The sequence below is a fragment of the Celeribacter sp. HF31 genome (assembly GCF_011806455.1).
Lineage (GTDB): Bacteria > Pseudomonadota > Alphaproteobacteria > Rhodobacterales > Rhodobacteraceae > Celeribacter.
Genome location: NZ_JAATOT010000008.1, coordinates 25,784 through 46,872, shown reverse-complemented (window position 1 = coordinate 46,872; position 21,089 = coordinate 25,784). Strand labels below are relative to the sequence as shown.

Annotated in this window: 20 protein-coding genes and 1 tRNA gene; 11 read left to right on the top strand and 10 right to left on the bottom strand. The window is 59.7% G+C overall.

The window, feature by feature from the left end; genetic code table 11:
- Positions 1-290: 290 nt before the first annotated feature.
- From HCZ23_RS16525 to ilvN, 3 genes are read left to right on the top strand one after another with little or no spacing between them, the layout of a single operon-like run.
- Positions 291-2,039 (top strand): acetolactate synthase 3 large subunit, encoded by a 1,749-nt coding sequence (locus tag HCZ23_RS16525; protein ID WP_167602854.1) that lies wholly within the window; start codon positions 291-293, stop codon positions 2,037-2,039.
- Complete coding sequence (locus HCZ23_RS16520) at positions 2,039-2,338, top strand: hypothetical protein (RefSeq protein WP_167602853.1); 300 nt, start codon at positions 2,039-2,041, stop codon at positions 2,336-2,338. Before HCZ23_RS16525 ends, HCZ23_RS16520 begins: the two co-directional genes overlap by 1 nt.
- 11 nt (positions 2,339-2,349) lie before the next feature.
- Positions 2,350-2,916 carry an acetolactate synthase small subunit gene (gene ilvN / locus HCZ23_RS16515; protein WP_167602852.1) on the top strand — a complete coding sequence of 189 codons (567 nt, stop codon included), beginning with the start codon at positions 2,350-2,352 and terminating at the stop codon, positions 2,914-2,916.
- A gap of 57 nt (positions 2,917-2,973) precedes the next feature.
- Here ilvN and HCZ23_RS16510 read toward each other — a convergent pair whose 3' ends face one another.
- Positions 2,974-3,714, bottom strand: a complete 741-nt coding sequence (locus HCZ23_RS16510) for a helix-turn-helix transcriptional regulator (RefSeq protein WP_254870353.1) — start codon at positions 3,712-3,714, stop codon at positions 2,974-2,976.
- A gap of 427 nt (positions 3,715-4,141) precedes the next feature.
- Between HCZ23_RS16510 and HCZ23_RS16505 the strand changes: the two genes are divergently transcribed.
- Positions 4,142-4,408, top strand: a complete 267-nt coding sequence (locus tag HCZ23_RS16505; RefSeq protein ID WP_167602850.1) for a hypothetical protein — start codon at positions 4,142-4,144, stop codon at positions 4,406-4,408.
- 305 nt (positions 4,409-4,713) lie between these two features.
- Here the strand turns inward: HCZ23_RS16505 and HCZ23_RS16500 are convergent, their stop codons facing one another.
- The 7 genes from HCZ23_RS16500 to pdxH form a co-directional block, all read right to left on the bottom strand.
- The gene (locus tag HCZ23_RS16500; RefSeq protein ID WP_167602849.1) at positions 4,714-4,974 is read right to left on the bottom strand and encodes a hypothetical protein; all 261 of its coding nucleotides are present in this window, start codon (positions 4,972-4,974) and stop codon (positions 4,714-4,716) included.
- 11 nt (positions 4,975-4,985) lie between these two features.
- Positions 4,986-8,666 (bottom strand): vitamin B12-dependent ribonucleotide reductase, encoded by a 3,681-nt coding sequence (locus tag HCZ23_RS16495; RefSeq protein ID WP_167602848.1) that lies wholly within the window; start codon positions 8,664-8,666, stop codon positions 4,986-4,988.
- A gap of 766 nt (positions 8,667-9,432) precedes the next feature.
- Positions 9,433-9,825, bottom strand: coding sequence for a tRNA (N6-threonylcarbamoyladenosine(37)-N6)-methyltransferase TrmO (gene tsaA, locus HCZ23_RS16490; protein ID WP_167602847.1), 393 nt, complete (start codon positions 9,823-9,825; stop codon positions 9,433-9,435).
- A 133-nt stretch (positions 9,826-9,958) separates the two neighbouring features.
- Positions 9,959-10,035 (bottom strand) — tRNA-Pro (locus HCZ23_RS16485).
- Positions 10,036-10,091: 56 nt separating this feature from the next.
- Positions 10,092-10,583 (bottom strand): DUF192 domain-containing protein, encoded by a 492-nt coding sequence (locus HCZ23_RS16480; protein WP_167602846.1) that lies wholly within the window; start codon positions 10,581-10,583, stop codon positions 10,092-10,094.
- A 1-nt stretch (position 10,584) separates the two neighbouring features.
- Positions 10,585-11,124 carry a cold-shock protein gene (locus HCZ23_RS16475; RefSeq protein ID WP_167602845.1) on the bottom strand — a complete coding sequence of 180 codons (540 nt, stop codon included), beginning with the start codon at positions 11,122-11,124 and terminating at the stop codon, positions 10,585-10,587.
- Positions 11,125-11,302: 178 nt separating this feature from the next.
- Positions 11,303-11,920 carry a pyridoxamine 5'-phosphate oxidase gene (gene pdxH, locus HCZ23_RS16470; protein WP_167602844.1) on the bottom strand — a complete coding sequence of 206 codons (618 nt, stop codon included), beginning with the start codon at positions 11,918-11,920 and terminating at the stop codon, positions 11,303-11,305.
- A gap of 237 nt (positions 11,921-12,157) precedes the next feature.
- Here pdxH and fabI point away from each other — a divergent pair, with 237 nt between their 5' ends.
- The 3 genes from fabI (at position 12,158) to gpt (ending at position 14,210) form a co-directional block, all read left to right on the top strand.
- Positions 12,158-12,961, top strand: coding sequence for an enoyl-ACP reductase FabI (gene fabI, locus HCZ23_RS16465; RefSeq protein WP_167602843.1), 804 nt, complete (start codon positions 12,158-12,160; stop codon positions 12,959-12,961).
- 75 nt (positions 12,962-13,036) lie between these two features.
- Positions 13,037-13,651 (top strand): LysE family translocator, encoded by a 615-nt coding sequence (locus tag HCZ23_RS16460; RefSeq protein ID WP_167602842.1) that lies wholly within the window; start codon positions 13,037-13,039, stop codon positions 13,649-13,651.
- Between the two features lie 55 nt (positions 13,652-13,706).
- Entirely contained in the window at positions 13,707-14,210 is a 504-nt protein-coding gene (gene gpt, locus HCZ23_RS16455; RefSeq protein ID WP_167602841.1) for a xanthine phosphoribosyltransferase, read from the top strand.
- A gap of 207 nt (positions 14,211-14,417) precedes the next feature.
- On the opposite strand, the gene HCZ23_RS16450 is transcribed toward gpt, so the two are convergent.
- Positions 14,418-15,011: an NAD(P)H-dependent oxidoreductase gene (locus HCZ23_RS16450; RefSeq protein WP_167602840.1), complete on the bottom strand. Its 594-nt coding sequence runs from the start codon at positions 15,009-15,011 to the stop codon at positions 14,418-14,420.
- A 106-nt stretch (positions 15,012-15,117) separates the two neighbouring features.
- Between HCZ23_RS16450 and HCZ23_RS16445 the strand changes: the two genes are divergently transcribed.
- Positions 15,118-15,693, top strand: a complete 576-nt coding sequence (locus HCZ23_RS16445; protein ID WP_167603020.1) for a TetR/AcrR family transcriptional regulator — start codon at positions 15,118-15,120, stop codon at positions 15,691-15,693.
- Positions 15,694-15,699: 6 nt separating this feature from the next.
- On the opposite strand, the gene HCZ23_RS16440 is transcribed toward HCZ23_RS16445, so the two are convergent.
- Positions 15,700-16,002: a hypothetical protein gene (locus tag HCZ23_RS16440; protein WP_167602839.1), complete on the bottom strand. Its 303-nt coding sequence runs from the start codon at positions 16,000-16,002 to the stop codon at positions 15,700-15,702.
- A gap of 355 nt (positions 16,003-16,357) precedes the next feature.
- On the opposite strand from HCZ23_RS16440, the gene HCZ23_RS16435 reads away from it, so the two are divergent.
- From HCZ23_RS16435 to trpE, 3 genes are all read left to right on the top strand, one after another.
- Positions 16,358-17,542, top strand: a complete 1,185-nt coding sequence (locus tag HCZ23_RS16435) for an aminotransferase (protein ID WP_167602838.1) — start codon at positions 16,358-16,360, stop codon at positions 17,540-17,542.
- A 64-nt stretch (positions 17,543-17,606) separates the two neighbouring features.
- Complete coding sequence (locus tag HCZ23_RS16430; protein ID WP_167602837.1) at positions 17,607-19,460, top strand: SurA N-terminal domain-containing protein; 1,854 nt, start codon at positions 17,607-17,609, stop codon at positions 19,458-19,460.
- Between the two features lie 9 nt (positions 19,461-19,469).
- A complete protein-coding gene (gene trpE, locus HCZ23_RS16425; protein WP_167602836.1) occupies positions 19,470-20,996 on the top strand; it encodes an anthranilate synthase component I in 1,527 nt (508 codons plus the stop codon).
- The last annotated feature ends 93 nt before the right edge of the window (positions 20,997-21,089 follow it).

The window sequence follows — 21,089 nt, the reverse complement described above, 5'->3', positions numbered from 1 at the left end:
GCTGGCCTGAAAATAGGTCAGCACTTTTAACATTATTTCGCGCACACCCCGCCCCACGACATTTTATTCACGAAACAGCGGTTTTGCAGTTGACGCCTGCTGCGGGTGCACATAATGTCCCGGCACGCAATGAAGGACCCCAAGCCATGTCAGGCATTATTCTTGTAGTCGTAGGGAAAACGCGCATGGGCCGGTGACGGTTAACCAGAATGGAACCCATGCGCCCCCGATTGAAACCGGGGGCTTTTTTATTGCCAAAAACGTAAGTGACGCGTGAGACGGAGAGAAACATGACACGTCAGATGACCGGAGCAAAAATGGTGGTTCAGGCCCTGAAGGATCAGGGTGTGGACACGGTATTTGGCTACCCGGGGGGCGCTGTCCTTCCGGTCTACGACGAAATTTTCCAGCAGAACGACATCAAACACGTGTTGGTGCGCCATGAGCAGGCCGCGATCCACGCCGCCGAAGGCTATGCGCGCTCGACCGGCAAGCCCGGTGTGGCGCTGGTGACCTCGGGTCCTGGTGCGACCAATGCGGTGACGGGTCTGACGGACGCGCTCTTGGACTCGATCCCGCTGGTGGTGTTCTCCGGTCAGGTGCCGACCTTCATGATTGGCACAGACGGGTTTCAGGAGGCCGACACCATCGGCATCACCCGGCCCTGCACGAAACACAACTGGCTGGTGAAAGACACCGACAAGCTGTCGGAGACGATCCATCAGGCGTTCCACGTCGCCACCTCCGGCCGCCCCGGTCCGGTTCTGATCGACCTGCCGAAAGATGTGCAGTTCGCCGATGGCGAATATACGCCCCCCGCGAAAGCCAAGGTGAGCCATTATCAACCGCGCGTGAAAGCCTCCATAGAGGAGATCACCGATCTGGTCGCGCTCATCGAGAAGGCCGAGCGTCCCGTGTTCTACACCGGCGGTGGCGTGATCAACTCCGGTCCCGGCGCGTCGCAGTTGCTGCGCGAGCTGGTCGATGCCACGGGCTTCCCGATCACCTCGACCCTGATGGGTCTGGGCGCCTACCCGGCGTCGGGCAAAGGCTGGCTGGGCATGCTCGGCATGCATGGTCTCTATGAGGCCAATATGGCGATGCATGGGTGCGATCTGATGATCAACATCGGCGCGCGGTTCGACGACCGGATCACCGGCCGGATTCAGGATTTCTCACCGAACTCCACCAAGGTGCATGTCGACATCGACCCCTCCTCGATCAACAAGATCATTCGCGTTGACCTGCCGGTGATCGGCGATGTGGGCCATGTCTTGGAAGACGTGCTCAAGGTCTGGAAATCGCGTGGCCGCAAGGTGGCCGACACCTCCGCGTGGTGGGAACAGATCGAGGAATGGCGCAAAGTTCGCTGCCTGACCTACAAGCCGTCCGAAACGGTGATCAAACCGCAATATGCGCTGGAGCGTCTCGAAGCGCTGACCAAGGGCATGGACCGCTACGTCACCACCGAAGTCGGCCAGCACCAGATGTGGGCCGCGCAGTTTTTGAACTTCGAGGATCCGAACCGCTGGATGACCTCTGGTGGTCTGGGCACCATGGGCTACGGTTTCCCGGCCTCCATCGGTGTGCAACTGGCGCATCCTGAGAGCCTCGTGATCAACGTCGCGGGTGAGGCCTCCTGGCTGATGAACATGCAGGAAATGGGCACGGCAATGCAGTATCGCGCGCCGGTGAAACAGTTCATCCTGAACAACGAACGCCTCGGCATGGTGCGTCAGTGGCAGCAACTCCTGCACGGCGAGCGCTATTCCTCGTCCTGGTCCGAGAGCCTGCCCGATTTCGTGAAATTGGCCGAAGCCTTTGGCGCCAAGGGCATCCAATGTTCCGATCCGAAAGATCTGGACGATGCGATCATGGAGATGATCAACTACGACGGTCCGGTGATCTTTGACTGCCTCGTCGAGAAGCACGAAAACTGTTTCCCGATGATCCCCTCGGGCAAGGCGCACAATGAGATGCTGTTGGGCGATGCTTCCGTCGAAGGCGCGATCAAATCCGACGGCGCGGTGCTGGTCTGATGAAACGGGTCGGGAAAGCACTCCGCAACATCCTGGCCGCGTTGATCGCGACCTGGGGCCTTGCGGGCTGTATGTCCCCGGATGCCGTTGAGGTGTCCTCCGGTGGCTTCGACTTTGCGGTCGAGGTCGCGGGCGACACCGCCGTCGCGCGCAATTATCACACGGGTCGCCTCAATTTCGCCGCGCTCGAAGAGGCCGCCCGCTCCGCCATTGAAACCGCGTCGGGCTGTGCTGTGCGCACGCTTGCGAAACGCAGTGAGATCAACACATTCGACGCCACGCTTGACTGTGCGTCATAAGGGAGAAAGCCATGTCCGCCCTACGTATCCAACAAGGCTCCACGAGCCATTCCGCCTATGACCTTCGCGACTACCACGCCGAAGTGATCGAGAAACACACGCTGGCCGTTCTGGTCGACAACGAGGCGGGGGTTCTGGCCCGTGTCATCGGGTTGTTTTCGGGCCGCGGCTATAACATCGAAAGCCTGACGGTGGCCGAAGTGAACCACCAAAGCCACCTGTCGCGCATCACCGTGGTGACCACCGGCACCCGCGATGTGATCGAACAGATCAAGGCGCAGGTGGGCCGCATCGTGCCCGTCCACGAGGTTCACGACCTGACCGTCGAAGGCCCCTCGATCGAGCGCGAATTGGCGCTGTTCAAGGTCGAAGGCACCGGCAACAACCGCATCGAGGCGCTGCGCCTCGCGGAGATTTTCCGGGCCAATGTGGTGGACAGCACGCTGGAAAGCTTTGTTTTCGAGATGACCGGCACGTCGGAGAAAATCGATGCCTTTGCCGAGCTGATGCGGCCTTTAGGTCTGGTGGAAACCGCCCGCACGGGTGTTGCCGCCCTGGCGCGCGGCAGCCACATCTGACCCCGGACCAAAAGAAACAAAGGGCCCCGCGCGGGCCCTTTTGCCTCTCTTCGTGATTTATCTGAGGGGCGCGAATTTGTCGAAGAAACCGCGCACCAGTGGCGAATAGATTTTGCGCTCGCGAATACCGAGCTTGTGCCTCGAAGCGAGGAGCACGGAGAGCTTTGGCTCCAAGCGCTCCAATAGGATCGGCGACGGTGCGATGACGTCTTGGGTCGAGACCGAACTGCCGAAATAGAAGTTCGGATTGCCAAGGTAATTCGGCTCAAAGCCGCCCAGCACCATCAAAGGCACCTGATCCATCGTCACCATGAAGGCAAATCCCACCAATTGACGAAACACCAACCCGTGAAACAGCCGGGCCTGCGCGGCCCGTGGCAGGCCGATCCGCGCGCTGGAGGCATAGGGCATATAGCCCCGAATGCGCAGGTTGCCATTGCCGTCGTAATAGAATTTCAAAAGCGTCGTGCTGATGTGATCGGGCACGAAATAGGAGACGCGGTGGTGCAGGTAACACCCCGCGGGAAAGGCCTCGGGCGCGATTTTGAGCGCATCGATGTCGAAGAGAAAGGAGGACAGAACGCGCGAGATGCGTTCCTTGTTGGCCCGGTCCCGCAAACAGTCCAGAGGCTCCAGCAAAATCCGTGCATCGACGTCGAAATACTGGCAGATCTTATGAAGCACGTCAGGCCGCGGAAAAGCCTCGCCTTTGAGGTAACGGTTGAACTGGGTCCGATTGATGCCGAGATCGCGACAAAGCTGCGAAATCGAGGACGCTCGCCGCGAGAGCTGTCTCAAATTGGTTCCAAAAATATGGCGCAACTGCGCGGGAGATAATTCCCCTTGCTGCACGGGTCCCCCCTTCCGAAATTCCTCAAAACCGCCCCAGGTCTTTCCAGATATCCCGGGATATTTCGAGATGGACAACGGACCACCAAGGACAGAGAGCATCCCCTACATCCGCGCCAGGCAAATGTCGTATCCGGGATTATGCAAACGTTGTCCTTCAATGGAATAGGATGATTATGCGCCTTTGGCGCCCGTTTTGATACGGTTTTGTTTCAACATTCAGAATTTCTCGAAAAATGACGCGCTTTAGCGTCACGTCGCGTTCGGTTGTGACACATAAATCGGAATATTTCGCAATATCTGCTCGTGCTATAAATGAATGCTCGCAAAATGTTACGAGATATCGAGTGTTGAGAGTATTCAGAAGAGTATTCAAATGGATGGAATTGTTATTTGGTCCGACCCTGACACGCATAAGGCCGTGATCTGGTGCAGTGACCATGCCGATTTGGTCTACGCCTCCGGCGCGGAGGCCATGCTTGGGTCCTTTGCCATGCCGGCCTCCGGGACCATGGTTTCTTTCAAGACGCGGATGGAAAACGGTGTGCGCATTTGCTCCCATCTGACCCCTCTACAGCGCGATGTGGCCCCTGAACTGGCCCAGGCTTTGCGCGACTTCGCAGCGAGCCTGATTGCGGCCTAGCCCCAGTTTGACAGGTTGGGAAACGCGGCGTTTTCGCGCGGCGGATCGCCATAAATCCGATAAAAGACAAGAAAAAAGGGGGACCATAATGGCCCCCCTGAGGTTCGCTGATCAGGCTCATCATTGATACCGCCCGGTAAGTTTTTTTGCCTGCGGCCTGATCCGCGTCAGGGGCGAACGCATCCGCCCCGGAAAAGGAATTCTAAAAGAACCCCTCACTCTGGATGCTTCATTGCGACACATAGCATCGCGCAAAGCATCCCCACCCCGGATCACCCATATGAGGCGGGTGATCCGTATTCTATTTAGTGCAGCATCTGCCCCGCAGAGCTGTTGACCGAAAACGTCGCGCGGCATCCGCGCTCGCCCTCTGTGCGGTAGGTCTGCACCGAATAGGTCACCGACAGCGACGGAACGCCCAAGACAGAGACCGCATGACTGCCGTCATAGGCATCGGCCAGCGCGCCCACGACGTTGCGGTCGAACTCCGCCTCCAAAGTGTTGCCGCGCATCGTCACGCGATCTGCCGCGCAAAGCTGTCCGGCGATGTCGAAAACCAATTCCATTCTCATGCTCCTCAGCTACAGCCGGACGTGCCGCCGCAGGTGTTGCATTTCATGCAGGTGCCGTTGCGCACCAGCGTGTAGTTGCCGCATTCGCCACAAGGATCGCCCTCGTAGCCCTGCATCTTTGCCTTGTCGCGTGCGGTCATCGACACGGTGCCGGTGGAGAGCGCCGTTTCCGAGGTTGCCTTGGTCTCAGGCACCAGCGTCTGAAGCGCGACTTGCGGGTCGATGGAGCCATCCAGCGCCACGGCGCCCGACTGCATTCCGCCTTGCAAAACAACGAGTTCCTGCGGCAGGCGCTTGCGCAGATAGCCGGTCGAGGAAATCTGTTTCAGCACCTCGATGGATTTCGCAGAGGCACTTTCTGACGGAGTCTTGATGTTGGACACGCCTTCGGCGGCATCCTTGTCGAGATCGTCAAAGGCCGCGCCCTGCGGTTTGACATGCGCCAGATCGGTGCGGTCGAGGTACGACACGGCCAACTCGCGGAAGATATAGTCGAGGATCGAGGTGGCGTTTTTGATCGAGTCATTGCCCTGCACCATGCCCGCCGGTTCAAATTTGGTGAAGGTGAAGGCATCGACGAATTCTTCGAGCGGCACGCCGTACTGCAGACCGACAGAGACCGCGATGGCGAAGTTGTTCATCATCGCCCGGAAACCGGCGCCCTCTTTGTGCATGTCGATAAAGATTTCGCCCAGAGAACCGTCTTCGTACTCGCCGGTGCGCAGGTAGACCTTATGCCCGCCGACGATGGATTTCTGGGTGTAGCCCTTGCGACGATCGGGCATCTTTTCGCGGCCGCGGGCGACCTCTTTAATGATGACCTTCTCGACGATCTTCTCGGCCAGCACGGCGGCTTTTTCCTGCGCGGTGCCGGTTGCGAGAATTTCCTCGGCCTCTTCGTCATCCTCGATCAAAGCGGTCGCCAGCGGCTGCGACAGTTTCGAGCCGTCACGGTAGAGCGCATTGGCTTTCGTGCCCAAGGACCAGGACAGCTCATAGGCGGCCTGACAATCCTCGATGGTGGCGTCATTCGGCATGTTGATCGTCTTGGAGATCGCGCCGGAGATAAAGGACTGCGCCGCGGCCATCATGGTGATGTGGCTCTCAACCGACAGATACCGCTTGCCTTTTTTGCCGCAGGCATTGGCGCAATCAAAGACGTTGTAATGCTCTTCCTTGAGGAAAGGCGCACCTTCGAGGGTCATCGTGCCGCACACATGGTCATTGGCCGCCGCGATGTCTTTGGCGGTAAAGCCGAGGCTGCGCAGCAGGTCGAAAGACGGATCATTGAGTTTCGCCGCCGGAATGCCGAGCGTGCCGGTGCAGAACTCTTCGCCCAGTGTCCATTGGTTGAACACAAAGCGGATGTCGAAGGCGGACGGCAGCGCGGCCTCGATCTTGTCGATCTGCGCCTGACCGAAGCCGTGGCCAATGAGAGCCGTGTGGTTGATCCCCGGTGCATTGCCGATGGTGCCATGACCCACAGCGTAGGACACGATCTCTTCGATCTCCGACGAAGAATAGCCGAGTTTCTCAAGCGCGGCCGGCACGGAGCGGTTGATGATTTTGAAATAGCCACCGCCTGCGAGTTTCTTGAATTTCACCAGCGCAAAGTCCGGCTCGATCCCCGTGGTGTCGCAATCCATCACCAGACCGATGGTGCCGGTGGGCGCAATCACAGAGACCTGCGCGTTGCGGTAGCCGTTTTTCTCGCCAAGGCTCAGCGCCTCGTCCCAAGCGGATTTCGCCAGCTCGACGAGATGGGCGTCGGGGCAGTTGGCGTGATCCAAAGCGACCGGCTTGACCTCAAGGCCTTCGTAGCCCGTGGTCTTGCCATAGGCGGCGGTGCGGTGGTTGCGGATGACGCGGAGCATATGCTCGCGGTTCTTCTCGAACTTGTCGAAGGCCCCCAGCTCGCCTGCGATCTCGGCGGAGGTCGTATAGGACACACCGGTCATGATCGCGGTCAGAGCACCGGCCAGCGCGCGCCCCTCATCGCTGTCATAGCCAAAGCCCATGTTCATCAGCAAGCCACCGATGTTGGCGTAACCCAGGCCCAGCGTGCGGAAATCATAGGAGCGCTGCGCGATCTCTTGCGACGGGAATTGCGCCATCATCACGGAAATTTCAAGCGTCAGCGTCCAGAGGCGGGTCGCGTGCATGTAGCTTTCCGCATCGAACACGCCATCGTGCAAGAAGGTCAGAAGGTTCATCGAAGCGAGGTTACAAGCCGTGTCATCGAGGAACATATATTCCGAACAGGGGTTGGAACCGCGAATTTCGCCGTCTTCCGGGCAGGTGTGCCAGGCATTGATCGTGTCGTGGAACTGGATGCCCGGATCGGCACAGGCCCAGGCGGCATGGCCGACCTGTTCCCAAAGATCGCGCGCCTTGACGGTCTTCGCGACCTTCCCGTCGGTGCGGCGCAAAAGCTCCCATTCGGCATCGTCTTTCACGGCCTTGAGGAAAGCATCGGTGACGCGCACGGAGTTGTTGGAGTTCTGACCGGAGACGGAGGCATAGGCCTCGCTGTCCCAATCCGTGTCATAGGTCGGGAATTCGATCGAGGAATAGCCCTGTTTCGCGTAATCCAGCACGCGTTTGACGTAGGTTTCCGGAATGGCGACCTGTTTCGCGGATTTGACCGCGGCCTTCAGCGCCGGGTTCTTGCTTGGGTCGAAAGCATCGGCTTCCGCGCCGTCCCAAGTGCCAATCGCATCGAAAATCGCATTGAGCTGGCGTTCGTGCATCTTAGAGCCCGCGACGATGGACGCCACTTTCTGCTCTTCGATCACTTTCCAGTTGATGAAATCCTCGATGTCCGGGTGATCCATGTCGCAGATCACCATCTTCGCCGCGCGGCGCGTGGTGCCGCCGGATTTGATCGCGCCCGCTGCCCGGTCGCCGATTTTCAGAAAGCCCATGAGGCCGGAGGATTTGCCCCCACCCGAGAGGCTCTCATTGGCGGCGCGCAGCGAGGAAAAGTTGGTGCCGGTGCCGGAACCGTATTTGAACAGGCGCGCCTCGCGCACCCAGAGATCCATGATGCCACCGTCAGACACCAGATCGTCGGCGACGGATTGGATGAAACAGGCATGCGGCTGCGGATGCTCATAGGCGGAGGACGAGCGCGTCAGCTCACCGGATTGATAATCCACATAATAATGCCCCTGCCCCGGACCGTCGATGCCGTAGGCCCAGTGCAGGCCGGTGTTGAACCACTGCGGGCTGTTCGGCGCGCCCATCTGGGCCGCCAGCGTGAACCGCATCTCGTCGTAATAGGCTTTGGCGTCATCTTCAGACGTGAAATAGCCGCCCTTCCAGCCCCAATAGGCCCAGGCGCCTGCGAGACGGTCGAACACCTGTTTCGCAGAGGTCTCGCCACCAAACCGCGCCTCCTCGGGCAGTTTTACAAGCTTGTCTTCGTCGGGAATAGACCGCCAAAGGAAAGACGGAACGCCTTTTTCACGGACTTTTTTCAGTGCCGCCGGCACGCCAGCCTTGCGGAAATATTTCTGCGCGATGACGTCGGAGGCGACCTGCGACCACTTCGAGGGCACTTCGCAATCGTCGAGATGAAACACCACCGTGCCGTCCGGGTTGCGGATTTCCGAGGAGGTCTTGGTGAACTCCAGTTCCGCATATGCGTCTTTGCCTGCCGTCGTGAATTTGCGTTCGATTTTCATCTGCCTCAACTCTCGCGTTGTTTTGCTTTACCGCCAAATTTCCGTCACCGGCGACCCGTCGACCTCCTCCACATCTTGTGTTGTCGTTACGGCAAGAAACGCGCCCGGCTCACAGACAAATCTCGACCAGACCGGTGCGGCCTTGGCCCCCGGATGCGTCACAGATTCGTCTTTGGTCCTCAAGCTGATCCTCGGTGGCAAATCCGTTCTCACCCCGGTCGCATCCCTTGTTTTCAAGCCTTTCGACCTGAAAACCGGTGCGATCCCAACGCGGATATGTCCCCCGAGACCCTTGTCCCTCGCCGTCCAAGAACAACTAAATGTAGTGTGTCTCTCATCCGGCCTCCACAATGTGCAGCGGCTGAGCCCTCGTGGTCAACGCAAAATTTACTCTTTTGAGACGCAAAAATCGTTTGACGAAAATTGCCCACAGGCCCCCACGATTCGAAGTCCCCCGCGTTAATACTTTTTTCTTTGTTTCCTATGGGTTTCGTGAAATTCGTTAAGATTTTGCACAAGCCGGTGTGGATAAGTGGCCGCACCGAAAAATCAGCAGGTGCAGCCCATGTGTGGCAGGTTTGCACATTTCCTCAGCATACTACATCTAGTGGACAAGGCTTTGGCAAAACCGGAGGGAAAACACCGGCTTTCTCAGGAAAACCCCTGAAAACCGGCAGAGTTAGCGCCTCAAGCTCCCCTGATTTACGCACATACACCACATATGTGACAGTGATCTGAGCGCTCGAATCAATTTTGTGACGCAACCTCAAGTTGCCGCGCGCGGCACCGGTTTCAGATCGACCAGAAGCGTGCCATCAAGGCAATCCATCCCCGAGACGGTCAGACCCGTTTCATCGACCGACAAGACCCTGACCCGCGACAGGGCAATCGGGTTCGGGCGATGTGGCGAGCGCATGGCAAAGACACCGCAATGCACCCCATCATGGGGCCGCACCGAGTGCAGGACATCGCGCGCCGCCCGATCAAACCAATAGAGCACATCGACCTCCACGGCGCTCAGCCCCTTGAGCCCCGGCGCAAACGCCGGGTCGATCTCGATCCGCGCCTCTTGTTCAGGCGACGGCGCACTCGGGCAGTCGGCTAAGGTTTTGTAAGGCGTGTGAATCCGTCCGATGGGGGTGAGGGTCATCTCTGTCATGGCGATCTCCTTTCCGGTCGAGATAGGAGAAAGTGGCCCGAGATCAGCCGGACAAAAGGACGCGGGGCGCGAACGGTCTCGACCGTCACAGCCGAAAGCGACAGAAAGCTTAAAATATCTCAGGGGGAGAAAGTGGTCGGGGCGGCGAGATTCGAACTCACGACCCCCTGTACCCAAAACAGGTGCGCTACCAGACTGCGCCACGCCCCGACCGTGCGCCTCTCCTACCGTGCAAACGCGCGGTTGAAAAGCACTTATTTATGCGCTCACTCCGTGAGACAAGGATCAGCCGCCTCGGGCCCAAAGGCCGGATGGCGCAGGTGATCGCCGGGACGAATGCCCAAGGCGCGGGCCAGACCGCCATTGATTTCAAGCACCGCATAGACCGCATCGCCGCCCGCAATCGGGGTCCGGTCCAGAGGCACGGCCTCGTCATGAACCCGGGTCACGACGCCCTGCCGGTCGACAAAGATCATATCCAGCGGGATCAAGGTGTTGGCCATCCAAAACGACACCGGCTGCGGTTTTTCATAGACGAACAACATGCCATGCGAGCGCGGCATCTCGGCGCGGTTCATCAAACCGAGGGCGCGTTCACCCGCGTCATCTGCAATCTCGACGGAAAAACGCGCCTGCGTCTCTGGCCCCGAGATCAGAACCTCATCCCTGCGGCAGGCCTCTTGCGCCAGCGCAGGCAAAGCTGCGACACAGAGGATCGCGCTCAACAGCCTCGCGGAGAAACGCGAGCGGCGGCGCATCTCAGGCCTCCGCCTCTTGCGCCTCACGCAGCGCGATGTCCCAAGCGGTGACATGCGCGGCCATCCGGCCCCGACGCCCGTCGATGACACGAAGCCCGACGGCCTCTCCCGGCATCAAATCGGCCAAACCCGATCGGCGCAGCACTTCAATATGGATGAACACATCCTCTGGGCGCCCGAAAACATTGGCAAACCCAAAGCCCTTGCCCTTGTCGAACCACTTCACACGCGCGGGCTCGAGCGGCAAAGACAGGCTTTCCTCATCGACCTCCTCGAGGTCTTCCAGCATCGTCCCCGTGCCCGGCGCCGGAGGTGCAATTTCGAGCACCTCGACCGCCTGCACACCGCGATCCGTGCTTTGCACCACGAGACGCACCATAGCGGCATCCGCTACGGAGCTTTGCCCGAAGTTGCGCAAAACATTCGCATGCAACAAAATATCCGGACCGCCGTCATCGGCGATCACAAAGCCAAAGCCGCGAGTCGGATCGAACCATTTTACATGGCCCGAAACGACCTTCCCCAAGTCTGTGTCGTTCATTCTCTCATTTACTCATAAGGGCCAATGCGCATTTCGACTGGCCCATAACAGGGGGTACGCACCCCTCATCCCGCTCTGAACCTGAGACAAACGAGCCAAAGGTGCAAGCCCCCTTCCCCCTGTCTTTTTGACCAGTTGTTCGAATGACCCGGCGTCAACCTTTTTTTCAGGCCATATGTCAGGGATTAAGTCGCAAAATTTCCCAAGCGGCCTCCGGGCTGGCACGGCGCCAGCGGAACCGGTCGTGCAGACGGAACTCGCCATCGGCCCAAAATTCGATCTCCAAGGGCGTGATCCGATAGCCGCCCCAGAACGGCGGGCGTTTCGGATTGGGGCCGTGTTTGAGGCCCTCTTTGGCCACGGCTTCCATCAGCGCAGTCTTTGACACAAGTGGCCGCGATTGCTGACTGGCCCAGGCGCCGATCCGCGATCCGAGCGCGCGGGATTTGTAATAGGCGTCGGAGGCTTCCGGCGTTTCGCGGGCGACCAGGCCGCGCACACGGACCTGACGGCGCAGGGATTTCCAATGCAGGACAAAAGCAGCTTTTCCAGCAGTTTCAATCTCTTGCCCCTTCGCGCTCTCATAATTGGTGAAAAACACAAAGGCGTCGTCGGCGATCTCTTTCAAGAGCACCATCCGCACATTCGGTAGGCCGTCCTCGTCCACCGTGGCGATGGCCATGGCGTTGGGATCGTTGATCTCCTTGGCCTCGGCCTCTTTCAACCAGCGTCGCGAAATCTCGAAGGGGTCGTCTCCGGCGAAAATGCCTTTGCGGGGGACATCTGCTGACACCATGGCGGCTCTCCTCTGGCGGCTTTCTTCATGGCATTCGGGATAGTCCTATTGCGACCGAGCGACAAGGAAAACCCCGCGCAAACCCCGCCTGCCCCCTGCTAAAACAGAGACGCACAAGCGGTTTGCAGCGGCCATATGACCCTACGTCGCGAATTTACCGGGGCCAGACTTGATCGCTTTGCGCAAAACCCCTAAAGCACGTTTCAACATCCAATAATAAGCGGACGAAGACACGCCATGACGAAACTGATGGACGGCAAACGCGGGCTGATCATGGGCCTTGCCAACGACAAATCAATCGCCTGGGGCATTGCCAAAGCACTCTCCGATCATGGCGCTGAGCTGTGTTTTTCCTATCAGGGTGAACAGCTTAAGAAACGGGTCGATCCGCTGGCGGAACGTCTTGGCTCCGATTTCGTCGTGGAATGCGACGTCTCCGACGAGGCCTCTATGGATGCTCTTTTCGAAGATATAGAGGAAAAATGGGGCAAGCTCGACTTCATCGTGCATGCCATCGGTTTCTCCGACAAAAACGAGCTGCGCGGCCGCTATGTCGACACCACCCGCGACAATTTCAACCTGACCATGGACATCTCCGTCTTCTCCTTCACCGCGGTCGCACAGCGTGCCGCGAAGCTGATGAAAGAGGGCGGCTCGATGCTGACCATGACCTATTACGGCGCCGAGCGCGTGATGCCGCATTACAATGTGATGGGTGTGGCCAAGGCCGCTTTGGAGGCCTCCGTGCGCTACCTCGCCGAAGATCTCGGCAAGGACGGCATCCGCGTCAACTCGATCTCCGCCGGTCCGATCAAGACGCTCGCCGCTTCCGGCATCGGCGACTTCCGCTACATCATGAAATGGAACGAATACAACTCGCCGCTGCGTCGCAATGTGACCATCGACGATGTGGGCGGCTCTGCGCTTTACCTGTTGTCCGATCTCTCGGCGGGCGTGTCGGGCGAAACCCACCACGTCGACGCGGGCTATCACGTCGTTGGCATGAAAGCGGTCGACGCCCCGGACATCACCAAGGGCTGATCCCTCCGGAAGAAACGCTTTGAAAACGGGGGCTTCGGCTCCCGTTTTGTGTTACAGATGTCTTTGGGAGGAGACATGACCCTCGCGATTTTTCTCTCTATTTTAAGCCTGCATTTCGTCGCCGCCATGTCGCCCGGCCCCTCTTTTGTGGTCTCCGTACGCACCGCCGCCTCCGAGGGGTTTCGCCCCGCTTTCGGCCTTGCTGTGGCCTTTGGATTGGGTGCGGTGATCTGGGCGCTGGCGGCTATGTCCGGCCTTTCGATCCTGTTCGAGCTTTTCCCCCGCGCCTATCTCGCCTTTAAAATCGCGGGCGGGCTGTTCCTGATCTGGATCGGATACAAAACCATCCGTCATGCCCGCGATCTGCTGCCCGAGGCCAGTACAATCGCAAGCCCGCGGTCGCTCGCCAATGCCTTTCGCCTCGGTCTCATGACGCAATTGTCGAACCCGAAACCTGCGGTGTTCTTCGGGGCGGTCTTTGCCGGGCTGATCCCGCCCGAGACCTCGGTCGTCATTAAGGCCATTTTATTGTTTTTCGTCTTTTTTGACGAAACACTGTGGTATGTGATTGTCGCGCGGCTTTTTTCGCGGCAAAAAGCACGACAAGCCTATGGCCGGGCCAAGCTTTGGACCGACCGCGCTCTGGGGGGCCTCATCGCCCTTTTCGGAGCCCGGATCGCGACCAGTTGACCGTCCTTCTTAACCGCCCTTCCGGCCCGCCACTTCGATGAAAGGATCAAAAGAGATGTCCGACCGCCTGCCCCATGAAAAAGGCTTTCACATCAGTTGGGATCAGATTCACCGCGACAGCCGGGCGCTGGCGTGGCGGCTTGACGGCAAGGGGCCGGATGACGGCGCGTGGCGTGCCATCGTGGCGATCACCCGTGGCGGCATGGCGCCTGCGATGATCATCGCGCGCGAGCTGGACATCCGCACGGTCGATACGATTTCGGTGAAATCCTACGACCACCAAAGCCAGAGCGACGCCGTGGTGCTCAACGCGCCCAACGAAGAGATGATGGGCGACGGCACCGGCATTCTGGTGATCGACGATCTGGTGGACAGCGGCAAAACACTTGAGTTGGTGCGTTCGATGTACCCCAAGGCCCATTTCGCCACGGTCTACGCCAAGCCGAAAGGCCGTCCGCAGGTCGACAGCTATATCACCGAAGTGTCGCAGGATACGTGGATCTTTTTCCCTTGGGATATGGCGATGCAATATGTGAAGCCGTATCGCGGGCGCGATTGATCGGCACCTGTCCGCAACGACATCCAAACACCTGTGTCCGCCTCGGCTTGCGCCGAGCTGTTCGGATCGGAAAACGCCGCCCCACGGCGTTTTCTGGGACCCTCATCCCTTGGGATATGGCGATGCAATACGTCAAACCCTATCGCGGGCGCGATTGATCGAGAGGTCAAAGAGGGGCCACGAGGCCCCTTTTTCATGCGCCCTTGTTCATGCGCCCTGGGCACCAAGAGCCTCAACTTTTTTGAGCCAGCGCGACACGGTTTTGGGCGTCGCATCGGTGGCGCCCGCGAATTGCGTCAGCCGCACCGGTTTGATGCCGACGAAGCCCAGAATATGGCCCTTAATCGTCGAAGCAATCGGGTTGCGGTAGGCCAGCCAGAGAAACCACGTTGGCGTATCTGACGTCAGCACCACCCGCGCGCTGCGCCCTGTCAGCATCGGCGCGGGCATGCCGAACCGGTTCGGGTTTCGGGTGTCAAACGTCCGCCCCGGCAAGAAGGCGCGATCAAAGAGCCCCTTGAGCTTGGCGGGCAACCCGCCCCACCACATCGGCGCGACGATCACCACATGCTCGGCCCATTCGATGTTGGCCATGACCACTTCGAGATCAGGTTCCAGCGGCTTGACGTCCTTATAGCCCGCGCGTTCGAAATCCACGTCGAAATTCAAGCCATGCAGGTGCTGCAACCGCGTCTCAAACCCTGCGGATTTGGCAGCCTTCGCGTAGGTTTCGGCGAGCGTTTTCGACAAAGACGTCTCGGCCGGATGACCGTTCAGGATGTAGATATGTTTCTTGGACATGGTGTCCCCCAGACAAAAGTGACCACGGTCAAATTTATAAAACTAAAAAATGACCACGGTCAACAATTAAATTTGACCAAAGTCAGAAAACATGCACACTCCCCACATGACCAAACCGATCCAGAAACGCGCGTTCGCGACCCGGGAAAAGCTGCTGACGGCAGCGAAAGATCTGATTGCAAAAGAAAGTTTCGAGGCCCTGCGCGTCGAGGATGTGGTGCGCGCGGCAGGGGTCGCCAAGGGCACGTTTTTTGCGCATTTCAAGGATAAAGACGCGCTGATGGAGCAGATCATCGGCGCACACATGGCCGATTTGATCGCGGAGACCGCAAAAGCGCCGACGCCGAAGGACATTCCGGCGATGGTCGAGCTGCTGTTACCGCTGATCCATTTCATGACGTCGGAGCGCTATGTCTTCGATGTGATCGTCCGGCACTCAGGCGCGGCGGCCATTTCCGACATTGGCCCCATCGCCGCACAATTCGACGTGCAGATCGCCCTCTTCGCGCGTTGGGCCCAAGAGGTTCCCTACCGCCCCGACATCGCGCCAGAGCTGGTTGGCGAAGGCATCAGCGCCTTTTTCATTCAGGCCATCGCACTAAACTTCTGCGCTCTGAACAGCCGTCAGGCGCTGGAGAGCCGGCTGTCCAGCTATCTCGACGCCTGGCTCTGTCCGGAATAAGGCGGTTCAGGCCGCAGACGCCGTACTTTGCGACCGCCAGAGCATATCCTGAACGTTTTGAATCGCATGTTCGGCAATCGCGAGGCTGTTTTCACGATCAAACCCACGCATTGCCGCATCGATCGCGCCGCAAGCCGAGCGCACCAGATAGCCCGCCTGTCGCGGCATCATCTCATAAGAGGCGTCGCGGATGTCCTCCGTCATCTCCTCTTCGCGGGCTTGATCGCCCTCACGCGCGGCTGTCAAAGCGGCCTGGAGCGCGTCAATCAATGTGTCATATCCGTTCGGCGCGGCGAAACCATATGCCATTTCTGGAACCTCATTCATCCTGTTGTGGCGCCGGGGTGTTCCCCGGAGCATGTCTGCTTTCGTCCCTCGTGCGCGCGCCCCGTTTCAAAATCGGATGCGCCTCTTATGAAAGGCTCCTCTATAAAAAGGCACATGGGGCCGTTTTTCTTCAAAGTCATCCAAGAGTGAGACAAAAGAGGTAAACAAAGCTTGAAGATGCCTGTTCGAAACTGCACAGCAAGCGTGAATGTCTTTTTTTTCAGCACCTTGCCTGCGTTTTGATCCGATTGCATCTAGCATACCCCCTGCGAGAGAGGCGATTGCATCCCCCGCAGCCGCCCCCTACTGTGACAACTTCAAGACCGAGGATCTCCGAATGCTGACGCCCCTTTCCGCTCCCATGGCCCGCACCTTTGCCTCCCCCATCGTGGCCTCTCGCAAATGGGCAGAAGGTGTCAGTTTCCCGCCCGAGCGCCCGTTGATCAACGTGAGCCAGGCCGCGCCGATGGAGGCGCCGCCTCTGCCGCTCCGCGAAGAGATTGCCCGCATGGCCGTGGAAGACACCAGCGCGCATCTTTACGGGCCGGTTCTGGGCCTGCCGGAGCTGCGCAGCCAGATCGCCAAGGATTGGTCATCCGCCTATCATGCCGAAATCACCGCCGATCAGGTCGCCATCACCGCCGGCTGCAATCAGGCGTTTACCTCTGTGATGAGCACGATAGCGGCGCCGGGAGACGAGGTCATTCTGGTCGCGCCGTGGTATTTCAACCATAAAATGTGGTGCGATATGTCGGGCGTCACCGCCGTGCCTTTGGTCGCGGGCGGTGATCTTTTGCCCGATCTCGAAGAGGCCGCGCGTCTGATCGGCCCGCGCACCCGCGCCATGGTCTTGATCACGCCGAACAACCCGGGCGGCGTGGAATATCCGCCGGAGCTTTTGACGAAATTCTACGCGCTGGCCCGTGATCGGGGCATCATGTTGATCTTGGATGAGACCTATCGCGATTTCGACAGCCGCGATGAGGTGCCGCATTACCTGTTCCGGCAAAAGGGCTGGCAAGACACGCTGGTGCATCTCTATTCCTTCTCGAAAGCCTTTCGCCTCACCGGCCATCGCGTCGGCGCCGTGATCGCCTCCGCGGAACGGCTCGAACAGGTGGAGAAATACCTCGACACCGTCTCGATCTGCCCCAATCAGATCGGCCAGAAGGCGGCGCTTTGGGGACTGCAAAACCTCAGCGACTGGGTCGCGGGGGAGCGGGCCGAAATTCTGTCGCGGCGCCAGGCCATTATAGATGGATTCCCGCGGCTGGAGGCCAAAGGCTGGCGTCTCTTGGGCTGTGGCGCGTTCTTTGCCTATGTCAGCCATCCGTTCGATATGCCGTCGTCAGAACTTGCTCCATGGCTGGTGCGCGAAGCTGGAGTGCTCTTGTTGCCGGGCACGACTTTCATGCCCGACGGCGACAAACGCGCCGAGCATCAGCTCCGCATCGCCTTTGCCAATATCGATCAAGCCGGGATCACGGAGCTTTTCACCAGATTGGCCCAAATCGCGCCCTGATCTGCCTTGCCCTCGGTTTCGCTTGCCCCTACACAGTTTCCCAACCTTGAAGGAGACTAAAAACATGGCGAGCGGCAAGGGTTCTGGCACGAAAATGGTGGTGTGGGGCCTGATGGGCCTCCTGATCGTCGGTTTGGGCGGTTTTGGCACGGCAAATTTCGGCGGTGGCGTGACGCGTGTCGCCTCTGTGGGCGATGAAGATGTCTCCACCAATGCCTATGCAACGGCGCTGCAAAACCAGATGCGTGCCATCGAAGCCCAGACCGGCCAACCGTTTTCCGTCGCCCAAGCGCAGGACTTCGGCCTGTCGCAACAGGTGCTCGACCAGCTTTTGTCGCAGGCCGCATTGGATGCGGAAACCGCGCGCGTCGGCCTCTCCGTGGGGGATGATGCCGTGCGCCGCGAGCTGCTCAACATCGACGCGTTCAAAGGTCTCGACGGCAAGTTCGACACCGCAGCCTACAAGCAGCTTCTGGCGCGCAACAACATGACCGACAAGACCTTCGAAGACGATCTGCGCAAAGAGGCGGCGCGGTCGCTTTTGACCGGCGCTTTGGCCACCGGCATCACCATGCCGCCGTCCTACGGTCAGGTCGTGGTGGATTGGTTGGGCGAACGCCGCACCGTCTCTGTCGCCACGCTCGAGGCCGATGCGCTTGAGACCGGCGCCCCGATTGCCTCCGACAGCGATATTCAGGCCTGGTACGACGCCCACCCCGACGCCTACACAGCGCCCGAGGCCCGTCGCATCACCTACGCCTGGCTCACGCCCGCGATGATCATGGATGAGGTCGATCTCGATGAGGACGCGCTGCGCAAACTCTATGACGAGAACATCGACAGCTACATCCAGCCGGAGCGCCGTCTGGTCGAACGTCTGGTCTATGGCACCGAAGAGGAGGCCCAAGCCGCTGCCGACCGCATCGCGGCGGGCGAGACGAGCTATGAGGATGAGGTCGCCGCGCGCGGACTTGAGCTTATCGATGTCGATATGGGCGATGTCTCCGAGGACGATCTGTCGTCCGAGGCCGGCCCTGCGGTCTTTGCGTTGGACGGCACCGGCGTCGTCGGCCCCGCGATGTCAGATCTGGGCCCGGCGCTTTACCGCGTCAACGGCACGCTGGCGGGCTCCGAAGTGTCCTTCGAAGAGGCGCGCGACGAATTGGCCGCCGTGATGGGGACTGACGCCGCCGCACGTCTGATCTCCGGTCTGCTGGAAGAGTTCGACAACGATCTGGCCGAAGGCTACACGCTCGAAGACCTCGCCAATGAGACCAAAATGGAGCTCGGCACGATGGACTGGACGCCATCGAGCGAGGGGGGCATCGCCGCCTACACCGCCTTCAAACAGGCCGCCTCTGAGGTGACTTTGGACGATTACCCGGAGATCATCGAATTGTCCGACGGTGGCATTTTCGCGCTGCGCCTCGATGAGATCGTGCCCGCGACACGGATGCCTTTGGACGAGGTGCGCGATCAGGTCGCCGCCGATTGGGAAGCCGATGCGTTGCAACAGCGCCTGACCGAGCGCGCCGAAGCGCTGGAGACCGAGGTTGCCACCGGCAAGCTGATCACCGATCTGGGCCTGCCGTCCGAGACCTTCTCCGCCATCACGCGTCAGGATTTTCTGTCGACCATGCCCGAGGGCTTCATGGATGCGGTCTTTGCGCCGGGTCTTCAAACCGGCGGCACCACGCTGATCCCGGGCGACAACCGCGTTGTCATCGCCAAGATCGACACGATCGAGCCGCCCGCCAGCACCGATGAGAACACCTCCATCGCCGAGAGCTATATCACCTCCGCAGCCCAGGGTGCGGCCACCGATGTGATCGACGCCTTCTCGGCGGCGCTTCGGGCCCGCGAGGGGGTGACGATCAACCAGACGGCGCTCTCCGCCGTTCACAGCCAGATGCAATAAGAGAAGATCATGGCCACGCTCATTCCGACCTATTCCGAGTTTGAAACAGGTTATGCCGAGGGCAAAAACCAATTGGTTTACGCCAAGGTGGCCGCCGATCTCGACACGCCGGTGTCGATCATGCTCAAACTCGCGGGCGCCCGCACCGACAGTTTCATCCTCGAATCCGTCACCGGCGGCGAGGTGCGCGGGCGCTATTCGATCATCGGCATGAAGCCTGACCTGATCTGGAAGTGCGAGGGCACCGGCGGTGAGGCGAAGGCCTCGATCAACCGCAACGCGCGCTTTGACGACGACAGCTATGTCGTGGACGACAAAGACCCTTTGTCCTCGATCCGCGCACTGATTGACGAGAGCCGCATCGACATCCCCGACGAATTGCCGGGGGCTGCCGCCGGTCTCTTTGGCTATCTGGGCTACGACATGATCCGTCTGGTGGAACATCTGCCCAATGTGAACCCCGATCCCATCGGCCTGCCCGATGCGGTGCTGATGCGCCCATCCTTGGTGGCGATCCTCGATGGGGTCAAAGGCGATGTGATCCTGGTGTCCCCCGCCTGGGCCTCCTCAGGGCTCTCCGCCAAAGCCGCCTATGCCCAGGCCGCCGAACGCGTGATGGACGCGCTGCGCGATCTCGAACGTGCGCCCTCCGAGGCCAGCCATGAGATGGGCGAGGCTTACGTGGCGCCGCCCGCCACCTCGAACTTCACGCACGACGGCTACAAAGCCGCCGTCGAGAAGGCCAAGGAATACATCACCGCAGGCGACATCTTCCAAGTCGTGCCCGCGCAGCGCTGGACGCAGGAGTTTCCTCTCCCGCCCTTCTCGCTCTACCGGAGCCTGCGCCGCACGAACCCGTCGCCCTTCATGTTCTTCTTTAACTTCGGCGGCTTCCAGATCATCGGGGCTTCGCCCGAGATTCTCGTGCGCGTTTTCGATGGCGAGGTCACCATCCGCCCCATCGCCGGCACCCGCAAACGTGGGCTCACACCCGCCGAGGACAAGGCCCTCGAAGAGGACCTGCTATCCGATGAAAAAGAACTGGCCGAACACCTGATGCTTCTGGATCTGGGCCGCAACGACACCGGCAAGGTCTCGAAAATCGGCACGGTGCATCCGACCGAAGAGTTCATCATCGAGCGCTATTCCCACGTCATGCACATTGTCTCCAACGTGGTGGGCGAGCTGCGCGACGACGAAGACGCGCTCTCCGCCCTGCTCGCAGGCCTGCCCGCAGGCACCGTCTCCGGCGCGCCGAAAGTCCGCGCGATGGAGATCATCGACGAGCTGGAACCGGAAAAACGCGGCGTCTATGGCGGCGGCGTGGGCTATTTTTCCGCGGGTGGCGACATGGACATGTGCATCGCGCTGCGCACCGCCGTCCTCAAAGACGAAAAGCTCTACATCCAGGCGGGCGGCGGCGTGGTCTACGACAGCTCGCCCGAGGGCGAATATCAGGAAACCGTCAACAAATCCAACGCGCTCAGGAAAGCCGCGGAGGATGCGGGCCTGTTCACGCGGTCCGGCAACCGCTGAGCCGAAATGCACTCACATCAAAGGCGCGCCCACGATCTGGCGCGCCTTTTCTTTTGCCAGATCTTCTTCTGTCTAGAAATATCCTGCGGGGGT